This is a genomic window from Natronomonas moolapensis 8.8.11, assembly GCF_000591055.1.
Lineage (GTDB): Archaea > Halobacteriota > Halobacteria > Halobacteriales > Haloarculaceae > Natronomonas > Natronomonas moolapensis.
The window spans coordinates 1,043,188-1,058,774 of sequence record NC_020388.1 but is presented as its reverse complement, the minus strand read 5'-3'; the positions used below and the strand labels follow the sequence as shown (position 1 = coordinate 1,058,774).

Annotated in this window: 15 protein-coding genes and 1 tRNA gene; 3 read left to right on the top strand and 13 right to left on the bottom strand. The window is 68.8% G+C overall.

Annotation, left to right across the window (positions count from 1 at the left end; all coding sequences use genetic code 11):
• Window positions 1-188: 188 nt before the first annotated feature.
• The 4 genes from NMLP_RS05270 to NMLP_RS05255 all read right to left on the bottom strand — a co-directional run bounded on the left by NMLP_RS05270 (window position 189) and on the right by NMLP_RS05255 (window position 3,315).
• Window positions 189-273: transfer RNA gene (locus NMLP_RS05270), tRNA-Leu, on the bottom strand.
• A 94-nt stretch (window positions 274-367) separates the two neighbouring features.
• A complete protein-coding gene (locus tag NMLP_RS05265; protein ID WP_015409085.1) occupies window positions 368-703 on the bottom strand; it encodes a hypothetical protein in 336 nt (111 codons plus the stop codon).
• A gap of 102 nt (window positions 704-805) precedes the next feature.
• Window positions 806-2,113 carry a hypothetical protein gene (locus tag NMLP_RS05260; protein WP_015409084.1) on the bottom strand — a complete coding sequence of 436 codons (1,308 nt, stop codon included), beginning with the start codon at window positions 2,111-2,113 and terminating at the stop codon, window positions 806-808.
• Window positions 2,110-3,315: a TrkA C-terminal domain-containing protein gene (locus NMLP_RS05255; RefSeq protein ID WP_015409083.1), complete on the bottom strand. Its 1,206-nt coding sequence runs from the start codon at window positions 3,313-3,315 to the stop codon at window positions 2,110-2,112. Before NMLP_RS05255 ends, NMLP_RS05260 begins: the two co-directional genes overlap by 4 nt.
• 165 nt (window positions 3,316-3,480) lie before the next feature.
• Between NMLP_RS05255 and NMLP_RS05250 the strand changes: the two genes are divergently transcribed.
• Window positions 3,481-4,620 (top strand): NAD-binding protein, encoded by a 1,140-nt coding sequence (locus NMLP_RS05250; protein WP_049926694.1) that lies wholly within the window; start codon window positions 3,481-3,483, stop codon window positions 4,618-4,620.
• 9 nt (window positions 4,621-4,629) lie between these two features.
• Here NMLP_RS05250 and NMLP_RS05245 read toward each other — a convergent pair whose 3' ends face one another.
• Both NMLP_RS05245 and NMLP_RS05240 read right to left on the bottom strand, forming a co-directional pair.
• Window positions 4,630-5,355, bottom strand: coding sequence for a nucleoside phosphorylase (locus tag NMLP_RS05245; RefSeq protein ID WP_015409081.1), 726 nt, complete (start codon window positions 5,353-5,355; stop codon window positions 4,630-4,632).
• Window positions 5,356-5,399: 44 nt separating this feature from the next.
• Window positions 5,400-6,227 (bottom strand): DUF63 family protein, encoded by an 828-nt coding sequence (locus NMLP_RS05240; RefSeq protein WP_015409080.1) that lies wholly within the window; start codon window positions 6,225-6,227, stop codon window positions 5,400-5,402.
• 138 nt (window positions 6,228-6,365) lie between these two features.
• Between NMLP_RS05240 and map the strand changes: the two genes are divergently transcribed.
• Entirely contained in the window at window positions 6,366-7,253 is an 888-nt protein-coding gene (map, locus tag NMLP_RS05235) for a type II methionyl aminopeptidase (RefSeq protein WP_015409079.1), read from the top strand.
• 183 nt (window positions 7,254-7,436) lie between these two features.
• On the opposite strand, the gene NMLP_RS05230 is transcribed toward map, so the two are convergent.
• From NMLP_RS05230 to NMLP_RS05200, 7 genes are all read right to left on the bottom strand, one after another.
• Window positions 7,437-8,174 carry a universal stress protein gene (locus tag NMLP_RS05230; protein WP_015409078.1) on the bottom strand — a complete coding sequence of 246 codons (738 nt, stop codon included), beginning with the start codon at window positions 8,172-8,174 and terminating at the stop codon, window positions 7,437-7,439.
• Window positions 8,175-8,176: 2 nt separating this feature from the next.
• On the bottom strand, window positions 8,177-9,625 hold the full coding sequence (locus tag NMLP_RS05225; protein WP_015409077.1) for an APC family permease: 1,449 nt from the start codon (window positions 9,623-9,625) through the stop codon (window positions 8,177-8,179).
• A 48-nt stretch (window positions 9,626-9,673) separates the two neighbouring features.
• The gene (locus NMLP_RS05220; protein ID WP_015409076.1) at window positions 9,674-10,339 is read right to left on the bottom strand and encodes a cytochrome c biogenesis protein CcdA; all 666 of its coding nucleotides are present in this window, start codon (window positions 10,337-10,339) and stop codon (window positions 9,674-9,676) included.
• A gap of 40 nt (window positions 10,340-10,379) precedes the next feature.
• Window positions 10,380-10,961 carry a TlpA family protein disulfide reductase gene (locus NMLP_RS05215; RefSeq protein WP_015409075.1) on the bottom strand — a complete coding sequence of 194 codons (582 nt, stop codon included), beginning with the start codon at window positions 10,959-10,961 and terminating at the stop codon, window positions 10,380-10,382.
• A 1-nt stretch (window position 10,962) separates the two neighbouring features.
• On the bottom strand, window positions 10,963-11,646 hold the full coding sequence (locus tag NMLP_RS05210; protein ID WP_015409074.1) for an SCO family protein: 684 nt from the start codon (window positions 11,644-11,646) through the stop codon (window positions 10,963-10,965).
• 74 nt (window positions 11,647-11,720) lie between these two features.
• The gene (locus NMLP_RS05205; protein ID WP_015409073.1) at window positions 11,721-13,112 is read right to left on the bottom strand and encodes a hemolysin family protein; all 1,392 of its coding nucleotides are present in this window, start codon (window positions 13,110-13,112) and stop codon (window positions 11,721-11,723) included.
• A gap of 186 nt (window positions 13,113-13,298) precedes the next feature.
• Window positions 13,299-14,867 carry a spermidine synthase gene (locus tag NMLP_RS05200; protein WP_015409072.1) on the bottom strand — a complete coding sequence of 523 codons (1,569 nt, stop codon included), beginning with the start codon at window positions 14,865-14,867 and terminating at the stop codon, window positions 13,299-13,301.
• A gap of 99 nt (window positions 14,868-14,966) precedes the next feature.
• On the opposite strand from NMLP_RS05200, the gene NMLP_RS05195 reads away from it, so the two are divergent.
• A complete protein-coding gene (locus NMLP_RS05195; protein ID WP_015409071.1) occupies window positions 14,967-15,584 on the top strand; it encodes a class I SAM-dependent methyltransferase in 618 nt (205 codons plus the stop codon).
• The last annotated feature ends 3 nt before the right edge of the window (window positions 15,585-15,587 follow it).

Below are 15,587 nucleotides of genomic sequence, written 5' to 3'. Positions count from 1 at the left end.
CTGGCGCTCACGATCTCGCTATGCGAGGGGAGGGATTCGAACCACGGTCAGAGCAACGCTCTTCCCTGATTCGAATCCTCCGCGCACTCGCACAGCTCTCACGTGCGTTTAAGCTGACGAGTGCTCACGGCTCACGTGCGTTCGCCGTTCGCTGTCGAGATCGTTCGCTGGCGCTCACGATCTCGCTATGCGAGGGGAGGGATTCGAACCCACGGACCCCTACGGGAGCGGATCTTAAGTCCGCCGCTTTTGTCCAAGCTCGGCCACCCTCGCGCGTTCGGAACTGCGGCGGGGCGATGAATGTGTGTTTCGGTCCCCGACGCTCCGAAACCGCCGATCGGCAGCCGCCTGTCGGATACTCGGCCCGCTACCAATCGACGGAGAGCGTCCCGTCGCCCTCCGGATCGGGGGCGATCTCCTCGTTCGTCCGGCGGTCGACGACGTGGATGACGCCGCGATCCTTCTTCGCCGGGCACGCGTCGGCGGCTTCGACGTTGTGTTCGAGGTCGGGCTCGTCGAAGAAGTAGACGTCGGGCTTTGCGATCCCGGTCGTGATGTCCATCTCCCAGTTGGTCGAGACTTCCGCGCACTTGCCGGCCGCGATGCACTTGTTCGCCTCGAAGATGAGCTTGTAGGGCGCTTCCTCGATCGGCGGGGCGTCCCCCTCGCCGATCTCGCTCGGATCGATGGGTTCGTCGGCCATACCGACGTTCGGGGGGCGTCCGATTTGGCTTTGACGGATGGACGGCCGCTCTCGGCCCGTACTCGCGGCCCTGTCGTGGGGCCTGCATGTCCGCCGTCTGACTCACTTCGCCGTCGGATCCGCGGACGCCGACCCGTCGTTCGCCTCGATATCGGCGTCGGCGTCCGGGCCGGCCCCGTCCGCGGGCACAGTCGCTGCGGTCTCCAGTCTCCGCAGCTGGTCGGGTCTGGCGATAGCGTACAGCGTCTCGTCGGCGGCGACCTCACGGTCGCGGGTCGGGATCGCAACGATGTCACCGCCGACGGTCCCGACGGCGACGATCGCGACGTCAAGCGCCCCGAGGGGGTTCCCCACGAGGACGCTGCCGTCGGCGACCGAAACGACGCCCATCGTCTCGTCGGCGGTTCGGAGCCGGGCGGCGAACGCGCGGTCGGCGCGGGGTTCGACCGGCAGCGTCACGAGTCGGTACCGGCGATCCGTCTCGAGACGCATCGCGTCGGATTCGTCCGCCGCGAGCGTCACGACGTCGCCCGCCGTCCCCCGGATCTCGGCGCTCGCTACGCGTCGTGGGCTGTCGTTTATTTCCGCCCCCGTCGCCGTCGCCGTATCCGGGTCGGGCGGGGAGTTCGGATCCGGGTCGGAATCCGGAACCGGCTCGGAGGTCGTCCACACCTGTACCGAGTCCCCGGGGCTAGCGTTGTTCGGCGGGTCGGCCCTGATCGCCACCGCGGCGCTGCCGGGCGGGAGCGTCGATCCGATGCCGGACTCGCGGCCGCCCAACGCGAGATACTCGACCGTCCCGTCGTCGGCGAAGTCCACGTCGACGTGGCCGACGCCGTAGTCGGTGCGAAGCCGGTCGACGAAGCGCGTCCGGAGGTCGCCGACGGTCAGCCGCCGGGGAAACACGAGCACGTGTCCGGAGAGTTTCGCCTTCGTCTCGGCGTCGACCGGATCGTAGCCGTCGATGTCGCCGATCTCCTCCGGAAGTTCGACCGTGGTCACCCGGCCGACGCTCCGGACGATCCGGGTCACGTCCCGGTCGAGGCTCGTGCGCCCCGAGATGGCGAAGAGGCCGACGCCGATCCGGTCGCCGATCCGCCCGCCCGCGAGGGCTGTCAGGCCGGCAACGACGAACGTGCCCGTGTTGAACACGACCGCCTCGGGCGCCAGGAGTTCGAGTTCGCCGCCGATCACTTCCCCGAGGGCGCCCGCGGTGTTGAGGTAGATCGCGACGACGCTCAACCCGACGAGAACCGCAAGTCCGTCGGGGACCCGCTCGCCGGCGTACCACCGATGGACGAGGCCGGCGACGGCACCGACCGTCGCGGCCGTGACGGCGAGGACGATCGTCCGTGCGACGTCGACGAGCAGGTCGCCGCCGACGGCGAACCCCTCCGCGATGAGGCTCACGCGATCACCTCCTCGAAGGCGTCGAGGGCGGCGCGCTTCCCGACGACGAACAGCTCGTCGCCCGCGCGCACCTCGGTCCCGCCGCGGGGGGCGACGAGCCACCCATCGGGCCGTTGTATCGCCAACACCGCGACGTCGTACGCCCCCCGGACGTTCGAGCCGCCGATCGTTCCGCCGGCGAGTCCGCCCGAGGGCTTTACTCTCATCGTCCGAAAGCGCTTGCCGGCACGCCGGAGCATCGAAATCAACTCGAACTCCCGGCGCGTCCCGCGGGCGGTGACGACGACTTTCGCCCGCGAGACGCCCAACAGTTCGCTCGCCTTCGAGCGGTCGACGGCGACGGTGATCCGACCGTCACCGCCGGTCGTCGTCGGCGCGGCCGTCGTCGGAGGGGCGCCGTCCGCAGTCCCGCCGTCGGGCTTGATCGCCGCCTCGCGGTGTAGCGACGATTTGGCCGCGATGACCGTCCCCCGGACCTCCGTCCCGCCGGCCACCACCGCGACCTCGTCGCCGCGGGCGATCCCGGTCGGAACGAGTGTCTCGACCGAAACGGCGCGTTTCCCGTCCGGCACGCGCTTGGAGATCCCCGACAGCGGCGGGGCCGCGACCACGCTCGCCCGCCCGCGTTCGTCGATCGACACGGAGATGTCGGCGAGATCGAGTTCGGTCCGAAGCCGGTCGGCAAAGCGGGCTTCGAGTTCCGAGATCGGCAGGTCGGCCGGCAGCCGCCACTCGCCCGTCTCGATCTCCGATCGCGTCTCCGACGACAGCGGCGGGTAGCCCTCCATGTCGGTCACTTCGCCGACGACCTCTATGTGGGCCTCGCCACGGGCGCCGACCAGCTCCACGACGTCGCTCGAGAGCGTCCGATCGCGGAGCTTCCGCCACGAGAGCCGCTTCGGAACCGACGCGCCCATCGCGTCGCCCTTGGCGTGTGCGTACAACGAGAGCATCAACACGACGATCAACGCGACGACGATCCGGTAGCCGGACTGCACGACTGCGGGATCGTTCAGCGCGAGCAACCCGCCGTTGATGCCGGCGAGCGCCAACGCGAGAACGACGACACCGAAGGCGGGGATCGAGACGCCGGTGACGTATTTGAATATGAACCCCAGCGCCCAGGAGACGAGCGCGGGAAACATCCCGGTCAGGGCGCCGAGGTAGATACCGAACAGGACCTCGACGGGAAGCGGCTGCATCATGGCTCCTCTGTCGTCGGCTATTTATATACTACTACCGGCGTACGCTCGACCGAGAGCCGCGGAAACGATGGCTTATTACCGATTGGCCGGGAACCGGCGGCCGTGACACCGGCGATCGAGACGGACCGCACGCAGTCCGAGAGCGGGACCGCGAGATCGACGCTGCTCCGGGTCCGCGCCGCGGTCGCGTTGACGGGGATCATCGCCGTGCTCTCGGTCGTCACCGGCATCGTGAACATCGGTTCGACCGGGGTGTCCGGGCCGCTGGCGCCGTTCGTCCCCGAGGCCGCCGCCCGGACGGCGGGGTTCACCGGGGCGATGACCGGGTTCTTGATGTCTCTGAGCGTGTATGGGCTCTATCGCGGCTACCGGGTCGCGTGGTACTCCTCCGTCCTCTTGCTCCCGGTCACCGGCGTTCAGGGGCTCGCACAGTCGAGCGTACTCTCGTTCCCGCTCGTCGCGCTCTCGGCGCTCGCGATACCGATACTCCTGTTGAACCGCCGGTACTTCGGTCGAAGCGTCGACCTCTCGGTGACGCAGTTGGCCTCGCTGGCGGCGGTGTTAGCGGTCCAGGCGTACGGCACCGTCGGGACGTACGCACTCCGCGACGAATTCAACGAGGTCGAGACGGCACTGGACGCGTTCTACTTTACGCTCGTCACCGCCTCGACCGTCGGCTACGGCGACCTCACCGCGAGCTCGCAGGTCGGCCGTCTGTTTTCTATGTCTGTCCTCCTGACCGGCGTTGCCAGCTTCGGCGTCGCTCTGGGGACACTTCTCGGCCCGCTCATCGAAGCCCACCTCGCCACCGCACTCGGAAATATGACCGACAAACAACTCGATCTGTTGGAGAACCACTACGTCGTCACCGGCTACGGCGACCTGACCGAACCGATCCTCGAGAATCTAGAGGGCTGTGAGGCCGTCGTCGTCGTCGAGGACCCCGACGACGCCAAAGGGCTCCGCGACCGCGGCCACGAGGTCGTTACTGCAGACCCGAGCGACGAGGACCCCCTCAGGCGGCTCCACATCGACCGCGCCCGCGGGCTCATCGTCGCGACGAACAACGACGCCGAGGACGCGATGGTGATCCTGACCGCACGGGAGCTCAACCCCGGCCTCCGGATCGTCGCGGCGGCGACCGACCGCGAGAACGTCCGGAAGCTCAAACGCGCCGGCGCGGACGCCGTGTTGAGCCCGGCGGTCCTGGGCGGGCACCTCCTCGTCGAGTCCGTCTTCGGCGACGACGACCCCGAACGCGTCGTCGATACGCTGTTGGGCGAGGGGCCGAGCGGACAGTAGCGCCGGCCGCTACAGCCGCGTCGCGGCGTCGAGTGCGATATCGATCGCTCGCCCGACGTTGTCTTTGGCCTTCTCGGGGAGCTCCTCGTCGTCGGTCTCGCCTTTTTGAGTCCCCTCGACCAGGTTGCCGTCGACGGTGCAGATCGCGCCCGCGGCGAGGCCCTTCCGGCGGGCGAGCGTGAACAGCGCAGCGGCCTCCATCTCCACGCAGAGCAGTCCGGCCTCGGACCACGCCTCGACGTGGGCGTCGGTCTCGGCGTAGAAGGCGTCGTCGGTGGCGATGGGACCGACGTGGACCGGGGCCTCGCGCGCTTCGGCCGAGTCGACGAGCGCTGACAGCGTCCCGTAGTCGGAAACGGCGGGGACGGTGGCGGCCTCGTAGCGCTTCGTCGTCCCCTCGTCTTTCGACGCGCCCGTCGCGACGACGGTATCGCCGATCTCGATGTCGGGCTGGAGCGCGCCGGTCGTCCCGACCCGGACGAACGTCTCGACGCCGACGGCGGCCAGTTCCTCGGCGGCGATGGCGGCCGACGGCGACCCGATCCCCGTCGAGCAGATCGTCACGTCGCGTCCCCCGTAGGTGGCGTTGATCAGCTTGTACTCGCGGTTCTGTGCGACGGTGATCGCGTCCTCACAGCGGTCGGCGATGCGGTCGACACGCTCCGGGTCGCCGGGAACGAGGGCCAGATCGGCGAGATCGCCCGGCTCGACCAGCAGATGCGGTTGTTTCGCCATACTCGTGGCTCACGTGGCGGACGCAAAAGTCGGTCGGGTCGACGCTACGCGAGCGCAAAGAGCACGACGTTGTGGACGCCGGGGCCGAGACCGACGGCGACGACGAGACCGAGCAGCAGGTAGCCTTCGGTCGGGTCGGCGCGGACGTACTCCTCGAAGAGGGCGACGACCGCGACCCCGAGGCCGACCTTCACCGCGGCGAAGAGCCACCCGGCCCCGATCAGTTCGGCCGTCGGCAGCGCCGCCCCGGCGTCGATGATCAGCCGCGAGAGCGGGGTCTGCTCGCCGAATCCCAACAGGTCGTAGCCGACCGCCGTGGAGACGCCGTCGAGCGTGTGGCCGAAGACGGCGAGGGAGCCGACGCTGCCCGTCGCGTCGACGTCCCGGACGCGACGCAGGACGCCCCACGCCGTCGCGGCGACGACGACGGAAACGACCGCGATGGCGACCGAGGCGACAGGCGTGCCCCCGCCACCAGTCCCGGCCGGCGTCGGCCCGAACGCCGCGGCCGCCAGCGCGGCGAGGAGAAGCGCGCTCCCGGCCCCGGCCAGAAGCGCCGGCGCGCCCGAGGCGCTCCACGACTCGGCGGGGCGGTCGGCGACGGTGGCCCAGACGCCCCCGGCGAGGATCCCGACGGTGACGTACACCGCGGGCGACCCGAACAGCGGGTCGAGTGAGTCCCGCGGGACCCCGACCTGGTGGAGCGCGTACAGCGCCCCGCCGGCGGCGACCCAGGGGGCGAACGCGGTCACCGATGCGGCGGTCACGCGTGGCCGGCGGCGGTACAGCGCCGCGACGGCGACGGCGGCCCCGACCGCGAGCGCGGCGAGGTAGGGCGCCGGCGGCAACGCGAAGTCGGCGGGAAGTGGCACTGGTTCGATACGGTGGCGGCGCGGTCGAAAGCGTTGCGGTCCGGATCGACCGCGGGCCACGCGGCCCGCCGGCCCGGATCGCCCAACGCGGGCGGCGACGAACGCAATCCCTTTCATTCGACCCGCCGAAGGCGGCGTATGAGCGTCGATCTCACCGACGAGCGATACGAGAAACACCGCGAAGCCGGCGACATTCTCGCACAGGTCCGCGCCGAGGCGGCCGACCGCGTCGAGGTCGGCGCGAGCCACCTCGACGTCGCCGAATACGCCGAGGAGCGCATCCGAGAACTCGGCGGCGAACCCGCCTTCCCCGTCAACATCAGCGTCGACGAGGAGGCCGCCCACGCCACCCCCGAACCCGACGACGACGCGACGTTCGGCGAGGAGATGATCAACCTCGACATCGGCGTCCACGTCGACGGGTGGCTCGCCGACACCGCCGTGACGGTCGACCTCTCGGGGACCGACGAGTTGGCCGAGGCCCCCGCGGAGGCGCTGGAGGCCGCCCTCGACGTCGTCGAGGCCGGCGTCCACACCGGCGAGATCGGCGCTGAGATCGAGTCGGTCATCGACGGCTACGGCTACAACCCGGTCGTCAACCTCTCGGGACACGGCCTGGGCCATTGGGAGCAACACACCGAGCCGAACATCCCCAATCGAGCCGTCGAGACGGGCGTCGAACTCCAGGCCGGCGACGTGGTCGCGATCGAGCCGTTCGCCACCGACGGCGGCGGGAAGGTGACGGAGGGGGCCGACGAGGAAATCTTCGCCCTCGAACGGGAGGCCAGCGTCCGGAACCGCGACGCGAGACAGGCCCTCGAGCAGATCGTCGAGGAGTTCAAGACGCTGCCGTTCGCCCGCCGGTGGCTCGACACCCGCCGCGCGGAGATGGCGCTCCGACGGCTCAGCCAACAGAACGTCGTCCACGGCTACCCCGTCCTGCAGGAGGACGAGGGCTGTCTCGTCAGCCAGAAGGAACACACGGTCGTCGTCACCGAGGACGGCTGCGAAGTGACGACGCGGTAGCGGCAGGGATCCACGGGCGTATCCGACGATTCGAGTCGGATTCGACCGCCGATCGGTTGCTCTCATACACCTCGGGGAGACGTTTGTACCCGAAGGAGTTCGTTCGTGCCGCCGGGGGCGACGTTACGGACCGATTGCGTGCGGAGGGGGTCCCCGTCGGGCCGGCCGGACCCGACCGATCGCTCACTCCGTCCGCCCGCCCTCCAGGGGCCGTTCGCGCTGGACGACGAACACCGGGCCGAGGAAGCGCTCTGCGACCGCCTTGGTCGGCATTCCGAACACGAGCGTCGAGAGGGAGGGATCGGATTCACCCATCACGACGGCGTCGAACGAGCTGGCGTCGTCGGTGATCGCGTCGAACGCGTCGTCGCCGTGTCTGACGGTGAGTACCACCCGGCGGCGGTCGATCCCGCCCGACGCGAGCCGGGTGGCGAGCCCCTCCAGCAGCGTCCGGGCGTCCTCGTTCGACTCCCCTTCCTCGGTGACGTGATACAGCGTCACGTCGGCGTCGGTGTCGGCGAACAGCCCAGTGACGACGCGGGCGATGCGGTCGACGCCGACCGAGCCGCGGACCGGGACCAACACGTCGTCGAGGTTCCCGGCCGCTCCCGGGTCCAATACCGCGAGGCAGTCGTGTTCGTACACCATCCGGTCGATCGTCTTTTGACCGTTTCGGGTGAACACGAGCCGAGTCTCGACGGTCGCTCCGGCCGATTCGAGCAGCGTTTCGAGTTCGCCGAGGCGGGTGTTGGCCTTCGTCTCGAACTGCATCCGCATCTGTCCCGGCGCCGTCTGCTCGGGGACGACGTGGTATCCGAGCAGGAGTACCCGCACGTTCGAGAGCAGTTCGGCAGTTCCTTCGGGAAACGATTCGCCCTCGAGGACGCGGATCGGAACGAGTATGGTGGGTCTGTCGTGCATGGTCAGACGACTCCTTCGAGTTCGACGCTTCCGGCGTAGTAGCGGTACCACAGGTACGAGACGGCCATCACGGCGACCCCAACACCGATCGAGGCGGGCTGCATGAACGCGACCAACCCGAAGCTCGCGACCGCGCCGACCGCCGGCAGGGCCGGAACGCCGGGCATCCGGTAGCTCGGATCGTACCACGTCGGACCGCGCCGGCGGAGGACGATCACGGCGGTGCAGATCAGCCCGTACATGACCAGATGCAGGAGGGAGGCCACCTCGGCGAGCACTTCGACCCGTCCGGTGGCGACGAGAACCAAGATCGGGCCGCCGCCCGCGAGCAACGCGACGTGCGGCGTCCCGTACCGGAGGTTGATCTCGCTGGCCCGCTTCGGCAAGAGCGCGTCCCGGCTCAGCGCGTAGACAGTCCGGGAGCCGCTGAGTATCGACGCGTTCGCACTCGAGAACGTCGCCAAGAGCCCGGCCAGGAGGACCGCGACCGCGCCCGGCCGGCCCAGAAACTCCCGTGCGACCTCGACCATCGCCGTCTCGCCGAACGTCGAGAGCCGTTCGGCGCCGAAGGCGCTCGTGGCGACGAAGACGGTCACGACGTAGAACGCGGTCACGACGAGGACTGAGCCGACCATCGCGAGCGGGAGGTTCCGACTCGGCGACTGGATGTCGCCGGCGACCGTCGCGACCTGTGCGAAGCCGAGATACGACGTAAACACGAGCGCAGCGGTGCTGAACGCCGGAAACGTCCCCTGCGAAAAGAACGCCTCGGGGACGGTTCCGCGCCCGAAAACGCCGAGCGCGTCGAGGGAGCCGTAGGTCAAAAACGCCGTCAGGATGACGAGGAGGACGGCGACGACGGCGTTCTGTACCTTCGCGGTGTTCTCTGTGCCTCCGATGCTCACGGCGGTCAAAACGACGCCGAAGAACAGCCCGAGCGGGACGACGGGGCTGATCGGGAGCGCGAGTCCGACCTCGGCGAAGACGGCCGCCGCGTAGTGGCCCAAACCGACGAGGTAGAACGCCGAAGCGAAGACGAGACCCAGCCACAGCCCGAGACCGACCACCGCGCCGTAGGCGGTGCCCATGCTCCGGGAAATGAAGAAGTAACCGCCGCCGCTTCGCGGCATCGCCGTCGCGAGTTCGGAGGCCGGCAGGGCGACGAGGAGAGCGATCGCGCCGCCGATAGCGAACGAGAGCGCCGCCGCCGGCCCGGCGTTGCCGGCCGCAAGCCCCGGAAAGACGAAGATCCCCGCGCCGATCATCGTCCCGATCCCGATGGCGAGTCCGCCGGCGAGTCCGATCGTCCGCTCCAGTTCGGTGTCGTCGTGGATCGTCGCCTCCCCGCCGACCGCGTCGGGGTCGGGTTCGGGTGACTCCCCGCCGACGTTCGTCCCCTCGCCCCCAAGTTCCGTCGACCCACCGTCGGGGCCGGGGGGCTTCGATGTCATATCGGGGTGTGATCGAACGGGGAAATAAAACTGCCGCCGGCGCGTCGCTCAGTACACGACGAGCGCGAGATAGAGCTGTCCGAGGCCGGCGAGGATCATCACGACCCCCGCGATCCGCTCGATCAGTCCGGAGTACGCCGTGAACCGGCTCGCGTTCGACACCAGCCCCATCCCGGTCGCGACCGTCACCGAGATCATCAACGCGGCGACGGTCCCCGCGTACGCCGCGAGCACGACCGTGGCCGTCTCCCCCGGCAGCGAGGCGGCACGGGCCGTGACCCCGAGAAAAACGGGCGCGACACAGCCCGCACCCGCCAGCGCGTACCCCGCCCCGAAGACCCCGAACCCGAGGACGCTCGCGCGCCGCTTCGGCAGCGGCACCGACACCGACGGGGCCTTCCCGGTGGCAACGAGCGCCCCGAAGCCCACCAACAGCGCGCCGACGAGCGTCTCGAAGAGCGTGACACCCGAGAGGGTCGAGTGGCCCACCACGAACGTCGCCCACGCGAGCGTGCCGAGCGTGACAAGCACGCCCGCCCCCGCGGCGACCCCACGAGCGCCCGCCCCCCCGAGGGAGGCCTCCTCCGCGGTCGTCTGGTTCAGATAGAAGCCGACGTACCCCGGCAACAGCGGGTACGCACACGGCGAAAAGAACGTCGCGACCCCGGCGGTGATCGCGAAGGGCAGGTTCGTCGCGAGCGTGACGTCGGTCATCTCGTGTTCACTTTGGGGTGTGTACTCACACTCGGTTCCCCTATGCCATCGCCCGCTCGATCCCGGCGACGAGTTCGTCGGCCGTCTTGACTCCGGCGTCGGACCACGCCACCGTCCCGGAGGCCTCGATAGCGAAGGCGGCGGGATACCCCGGCGGGGCGTATCGAGCCGCCAGCTCCGCGGTCGGGTCGATCCCGAGCGTCCAGTTCCCGCCGTGGGTCTCCCACCACTCGACGACCTCGTCTTTCGTGACGGACCCGCCGACGTTCTCCGTCGTCACGGAGACGAACAGGACGTCCCCGCCGACCCGCTCGTTCGCCTCCGCAAGCGCCGGCATCTGCTCGATGCAGGGGGGGCACCACGTTCCGAAGAAATCGATAAAGGTCGGCTCGGCGGCGGGTATCCGGACCTCGCCGGCCTCGCTCCCCGGGGCGTCGATCGTCTCGACTGCAATCGGATCCCGCTGTCCGGTCAGTTCCGTCTCCTCCGTCCCCGAATCGGCGGTTCCTCCTCGACCCGAAGCGCCGGTCTCGACCGATGGAAACCCGCCGACAGCGACCGCACCGGCCCCTCCGAGTACCGCCACGCTTCCGACCCCGGCGAGCAGGTCCCGTCGGCGCATCTCAGGCCGTCACCACGGTCTCGAAGTCCTCGACGACGCGCTCGACGTCGACCGTCGCGCCGTTGGGGTAGGCGCGCTCGACGACGCCTTGCTTGTTGACGAGGAGGATCAAGTTGTAGTGTGGGAAGGCGTATTCGAGGCTCTCGTACTCGTCGGCGGCGGCCTTCTCGATCACCAGCCCGAACTCCTCCTCCATGAGTTCTTGGCCCGCCTCGTAGCTCTCGGGGCGCAGGAAGTGCCAGTTGCCGGCGTCGAGGTCGACGCCCTGCTCGACGGCGAACTCCTCTAAGACGTCGGCCGTGTCGCGTTCGGGGTCGAACGTCGTCGCCAGAAACGCCGACTGATCGCCGTAGCCCGCCTCGGCCGCGACGGCCTGGGCCCGCCGGAGCCGGAGGGTGAGCGCCGGGCACATCCCGTCGGGGCAGTTCGTGTAAATGAATGTCATGAGGAAGGCGCGTTCGCCCGCGAACTCCGTCGTCGACACCGCCTCGCCGAGCAACGGGTCCGGGAGCGTGACGTCGGGGACGTCGTCGCCATGGCTCGGGTGCGACGCCGCGCTCAGGTCGATTTCGGGTTCGTCGAGCACCGTCCGGCCGGTGCCGAGCCCGGGGACCACACCCAGACACCCGGCTGTGGCGGCGACGCCTGCTGTGCCGATCGACTGTAGATACCGGCGGCGGTCCATACACGGGCCTACGTGTCCGAGGGTAAATGAACGCTACTGGTGTGATCGACTAGCGCATTATGCTCTCCTCGCTGTCACTGTTCGTCGTTGGGTGTCTCGCCCCCGCTGGTCGTCCCGCTCTCGCCGTCCGGCGTCGTGTCCCCTTCGTCCGGGTCAGTGCTCGCCGTCGAGACGTGGACCGCTTCGATCCGCGCGCCGTCGACGCCTCTCACTTCGAGGACGTGCCCGTCGATCTCGACGCTATCGCCCGCCTCGGGCGCGCGGCCGAGCAGATCGAACACCAGGCCACCGATCGTCTCGACGTCCGGGGCCTCGAAGGACGCCCCGAGCGTCTCATTGACGACAGAGACCGCGACGCTGCCGTCGACTTCGTAGGAGCCGTCCGGCTGCCCGCGGATCGAGGGTTCGCCGCGGTCGGCGTCGAACTCGTCGCGGAGGTCGCCGACGATCGCCTCGACGACGTCCTCGACGGTCGCGATGCCTTCGAACGTGCCCCACTCGTCGACGACCGCGGCCATCTGCCCGCTGTCGTCGCGGAACTGCAACAGGAGGTCGCCGATAGACGTCGTCTCCGGGACGATCGCGACCTCGCGCGCGAGAGTCCCCGCCGTCGCGTCCCCTTGAGAGTCGGCCTCGCTCGCCCGGAGGACGTCCTTCAGATCGACGAAGCCGACGACCCGGTCGCCGTCGTCGGAGACGACGGGGTAACGCGTGTGGCCAGCATCGAGGACGGCGCGTTTGATCTCCGACAGCGACGCGTCGGGACGCAGGCTCACCACGTCGGGACGGGGCACCATGACAGACCGCACGTCGGTGTCGTCGAGTTCGAAGACGCCCTCGATCATCTCGATCTCCCCCGGGTCGACGCGCCCAGCCTCCCCAGCGCGTGCGAGCACACGCCGGATCTCGCGTTCGCCGAGCGTCTCGTCGGTCTCGGAGGCCGGCGGCACGCCGAGCAGTCTGGTGAACGCGTTCGCCGTTCCGTTGAAGACGACGAGACCGGGATAAAAGAGGTAATAAAACAGCTTCATCGGCGGGGCGACGAGCAGCGAGATCCGCTCGGCCTCCGCGATGGCGAGCGTCTTCGGGGCGAGCTCGCCGAAGACAACGTGGAGGAAGGTGATGAAGCCGAACCCGATCGCGAAGGCGGCCAGATGGAGGAGACTCGGGGGCAGGACCGACGAGAGCAGCGGTTCGATGAGCGCCGCCACCGCCGGCTCGCCGACCCACCCCAGCCCGAGGGAGGCGATGGTGATGCCGAGTTGGGTGACCGCAAGGTAGTCGTCGAGGCTCCCAACGACGCTCGACAACACGTCGGCCCCGGCGCGGCCCTCCTCGACGAGCTGTTCGACCGACGTCGCACGGATCCGGACGAAGGCGAACTCCGAGGCGACGAAGAAGCCGTTCAACACCACGAGCAGCAGGGCGACGAGCAGCCGGGTTGCCGAGAGTGCGACGTCTACCATCCGCCCACCTCCGCCGGCTCGGCCGGCTGTCGAACGATGTTCATGCGGGCCGTTTCCGCCCGCCATCATAAAACGTTGGCCGAACCCGGTGTCGGGCGGGGCCGGCGCCGTTGCCCCCGGCGTCGGGCGATACCGACTCCCCCGGCGTCGGGTGACACCGACTCCCCCGGCGTCGGGTGACACCGACTACCCGGCCGTCTCGTTTTCCGGCGGCGCCTGCTGGATGACGTATCGCTGCCCGATCATCGGATCGAGGAGGCTATCGACCGGCGCGTAGTCGTCCCGGAGGACCGGCACGTCGTCGGTCGGCTCGTCTCGGCGGTAGTTGTCGATCTCGCTCTCGAGGTCGATGCCGATATCGCGCTGACGGTTTCTCGTTCGGAGCTGTGATTGCGTTACGGGCTCGGGGTTCTTTGTCGCGACGACCTCGATGTTCTGGACCACTCCCGGCCCGGCAGTCTGAAAACCGTACACCTGCGGGTAGACCTGTGTCATCGTCTTGTACTCGGCGCGGTAGAACTCCGAGGCCGGGCCGGTCGGGGCCGAGATGACGTTCGCGAACAGGAGTCCGTCCGCCGAGAGCCGGTCGTTCGTCAGTTGCATGAACTCCAGAGTCGTCAACTGGAACGGCACCTTGTCCTTTTTATAAGCGTCGAGGACGATCAGGTCGTAGGTCTCGTCGGTCTCCCGGAGGAACTGTCTGCCGTCAGCGTTGTGGATGTTGAGCTGATCGGACTCCTCGACGCCGAAGTACTCCGTTGCGGTTCGGATCACTTCGGGATCGATCTCGACCACGTCGACGGTGGCGTCGTACTCCGAGACGAACCGCTTCGGGCCGGTGAAGCCGCCGCCTCCGACGAACAACACTCGGTCGATTTCGTCGGGCTTCTCGGCGAACAGGTACGGCATATGGAAGTATCGGGTGTAACTGAAGACGTGCCGATCGGGGTCTCGGAGGTCCATCGCGCTGTGACGCTGGCCGTCGAGATACAGCGTCCGGGTGTCGCCGAGGTCCGTGACCTCGAGTTCTTGATACTGCGTCTGGGTCTGGTGGACGACCTGGCCGCCGGTCGAGACTCCGATCGCTCCGCTTCCGAGCGAGGCGACGAGCAACAGCGTGACGCCCGCTGTGGCGAAGAGCGACCGCCGGTCCACCGACGGCAGTGTGATCGACACCGCTGTCCCGACGAGCAACAGTCCGAAAAGGAACCCGATCGTCTCGATGCCGAACGCGGGAATGAGCCCGAACGTCGTGCCGAAGACGCCGACGATGCTGCCGATCGTTCCGAGGGCGTACACCCGCCCGGACGCCTCGCCGACGCCGTCGGTCGCGGAGAGTTCGGCCGCGTACGGGCTGATGAACCCGAGGAGGTAGGTCGGCGGGCCGAAAAGCAGCGTAACCGCGGGCAGCGACGCGAACCGACTCGGCAGCGGAAACGCCGAGCCGGCGGCCAACAGTGCCTCGTTCGCGAAAATCAAAAGCGCCACGTAGGTGGCGGTCCCCAGGAGGATCCACGACAGGCGCCCGACGCTCGCTCGCCGGGCGGCCCGCTTGCCGCCGTAGTGGTACCCGAGGCTCAACGCCGCGAGAAACACCCCGATGATGCTCCCCCAGGTGTAGATGCTGCTGCCGAACTGCGGGGCGATGATCCGCCCGGCGAGGATCTCGAGGCCCATACTCGCGACGCCGGAGACGAACACCGCGAGTTCGGGCGCTGTCAGCTGGCGGAGCGCCCGGCCCGTCGAGAGGGACATACGCTAGCCGATCCACCGTCGCGGAAATAAGTCCCACGGACAGGGCGTATCCGTCCGGCGAGTCCAAGGGGCTTTAGGGCCGCGTCGCGGAACCCCGACGTGGATTCCGACGAGGTCAAAAAGCAGTGGGAAACCCGTTCCGGGGAGTACTCGCCGGCGTACTACGCCCACCACGGCCCGGACGAAACGAGCGAGACGCTCCGTGAGATCTTCGAGCGCTTTCTCGACGCAGATGCCGCGATCCTCGAGCTGGGGTGTGGTTCCGGGCGACACCTCGCACACCTCCACGAACACGGCTTTGAGCGGCTGTCGGGGATCGATCTCAACGGCGACTCCTTCGACGTGATGGCCGAGACGTACCCCGGCCTCGCCAGTGCGGGAACGTTTCACCACGGTGCGATCGAAGCGGTCGTCGAGGGCTTCGAGGACGGCCGCTTCGATGCGGTGTACTCCGTCGAGACCCTCCAGCACATCCACCCGGACGTCGAGTGGGTCTTCGAGGAGATCGCCCGGATCACCGGCGACGTCCTCGTCACCGTCGAAAACGAGGGCGAAGCGGACATCGCGCGGTCGGCGCCGACGGAGGTGAACTACGTCACTGACGACGTGCCCCTGTACTACCGCAACTGGCGACACGTCTTCGACCGATTGGGATTCGTCGAGGTCGACGCCGAACGCGGGAAGCGGGACACCCTTCGGGCGTTCCGTCGGGCGTGACGG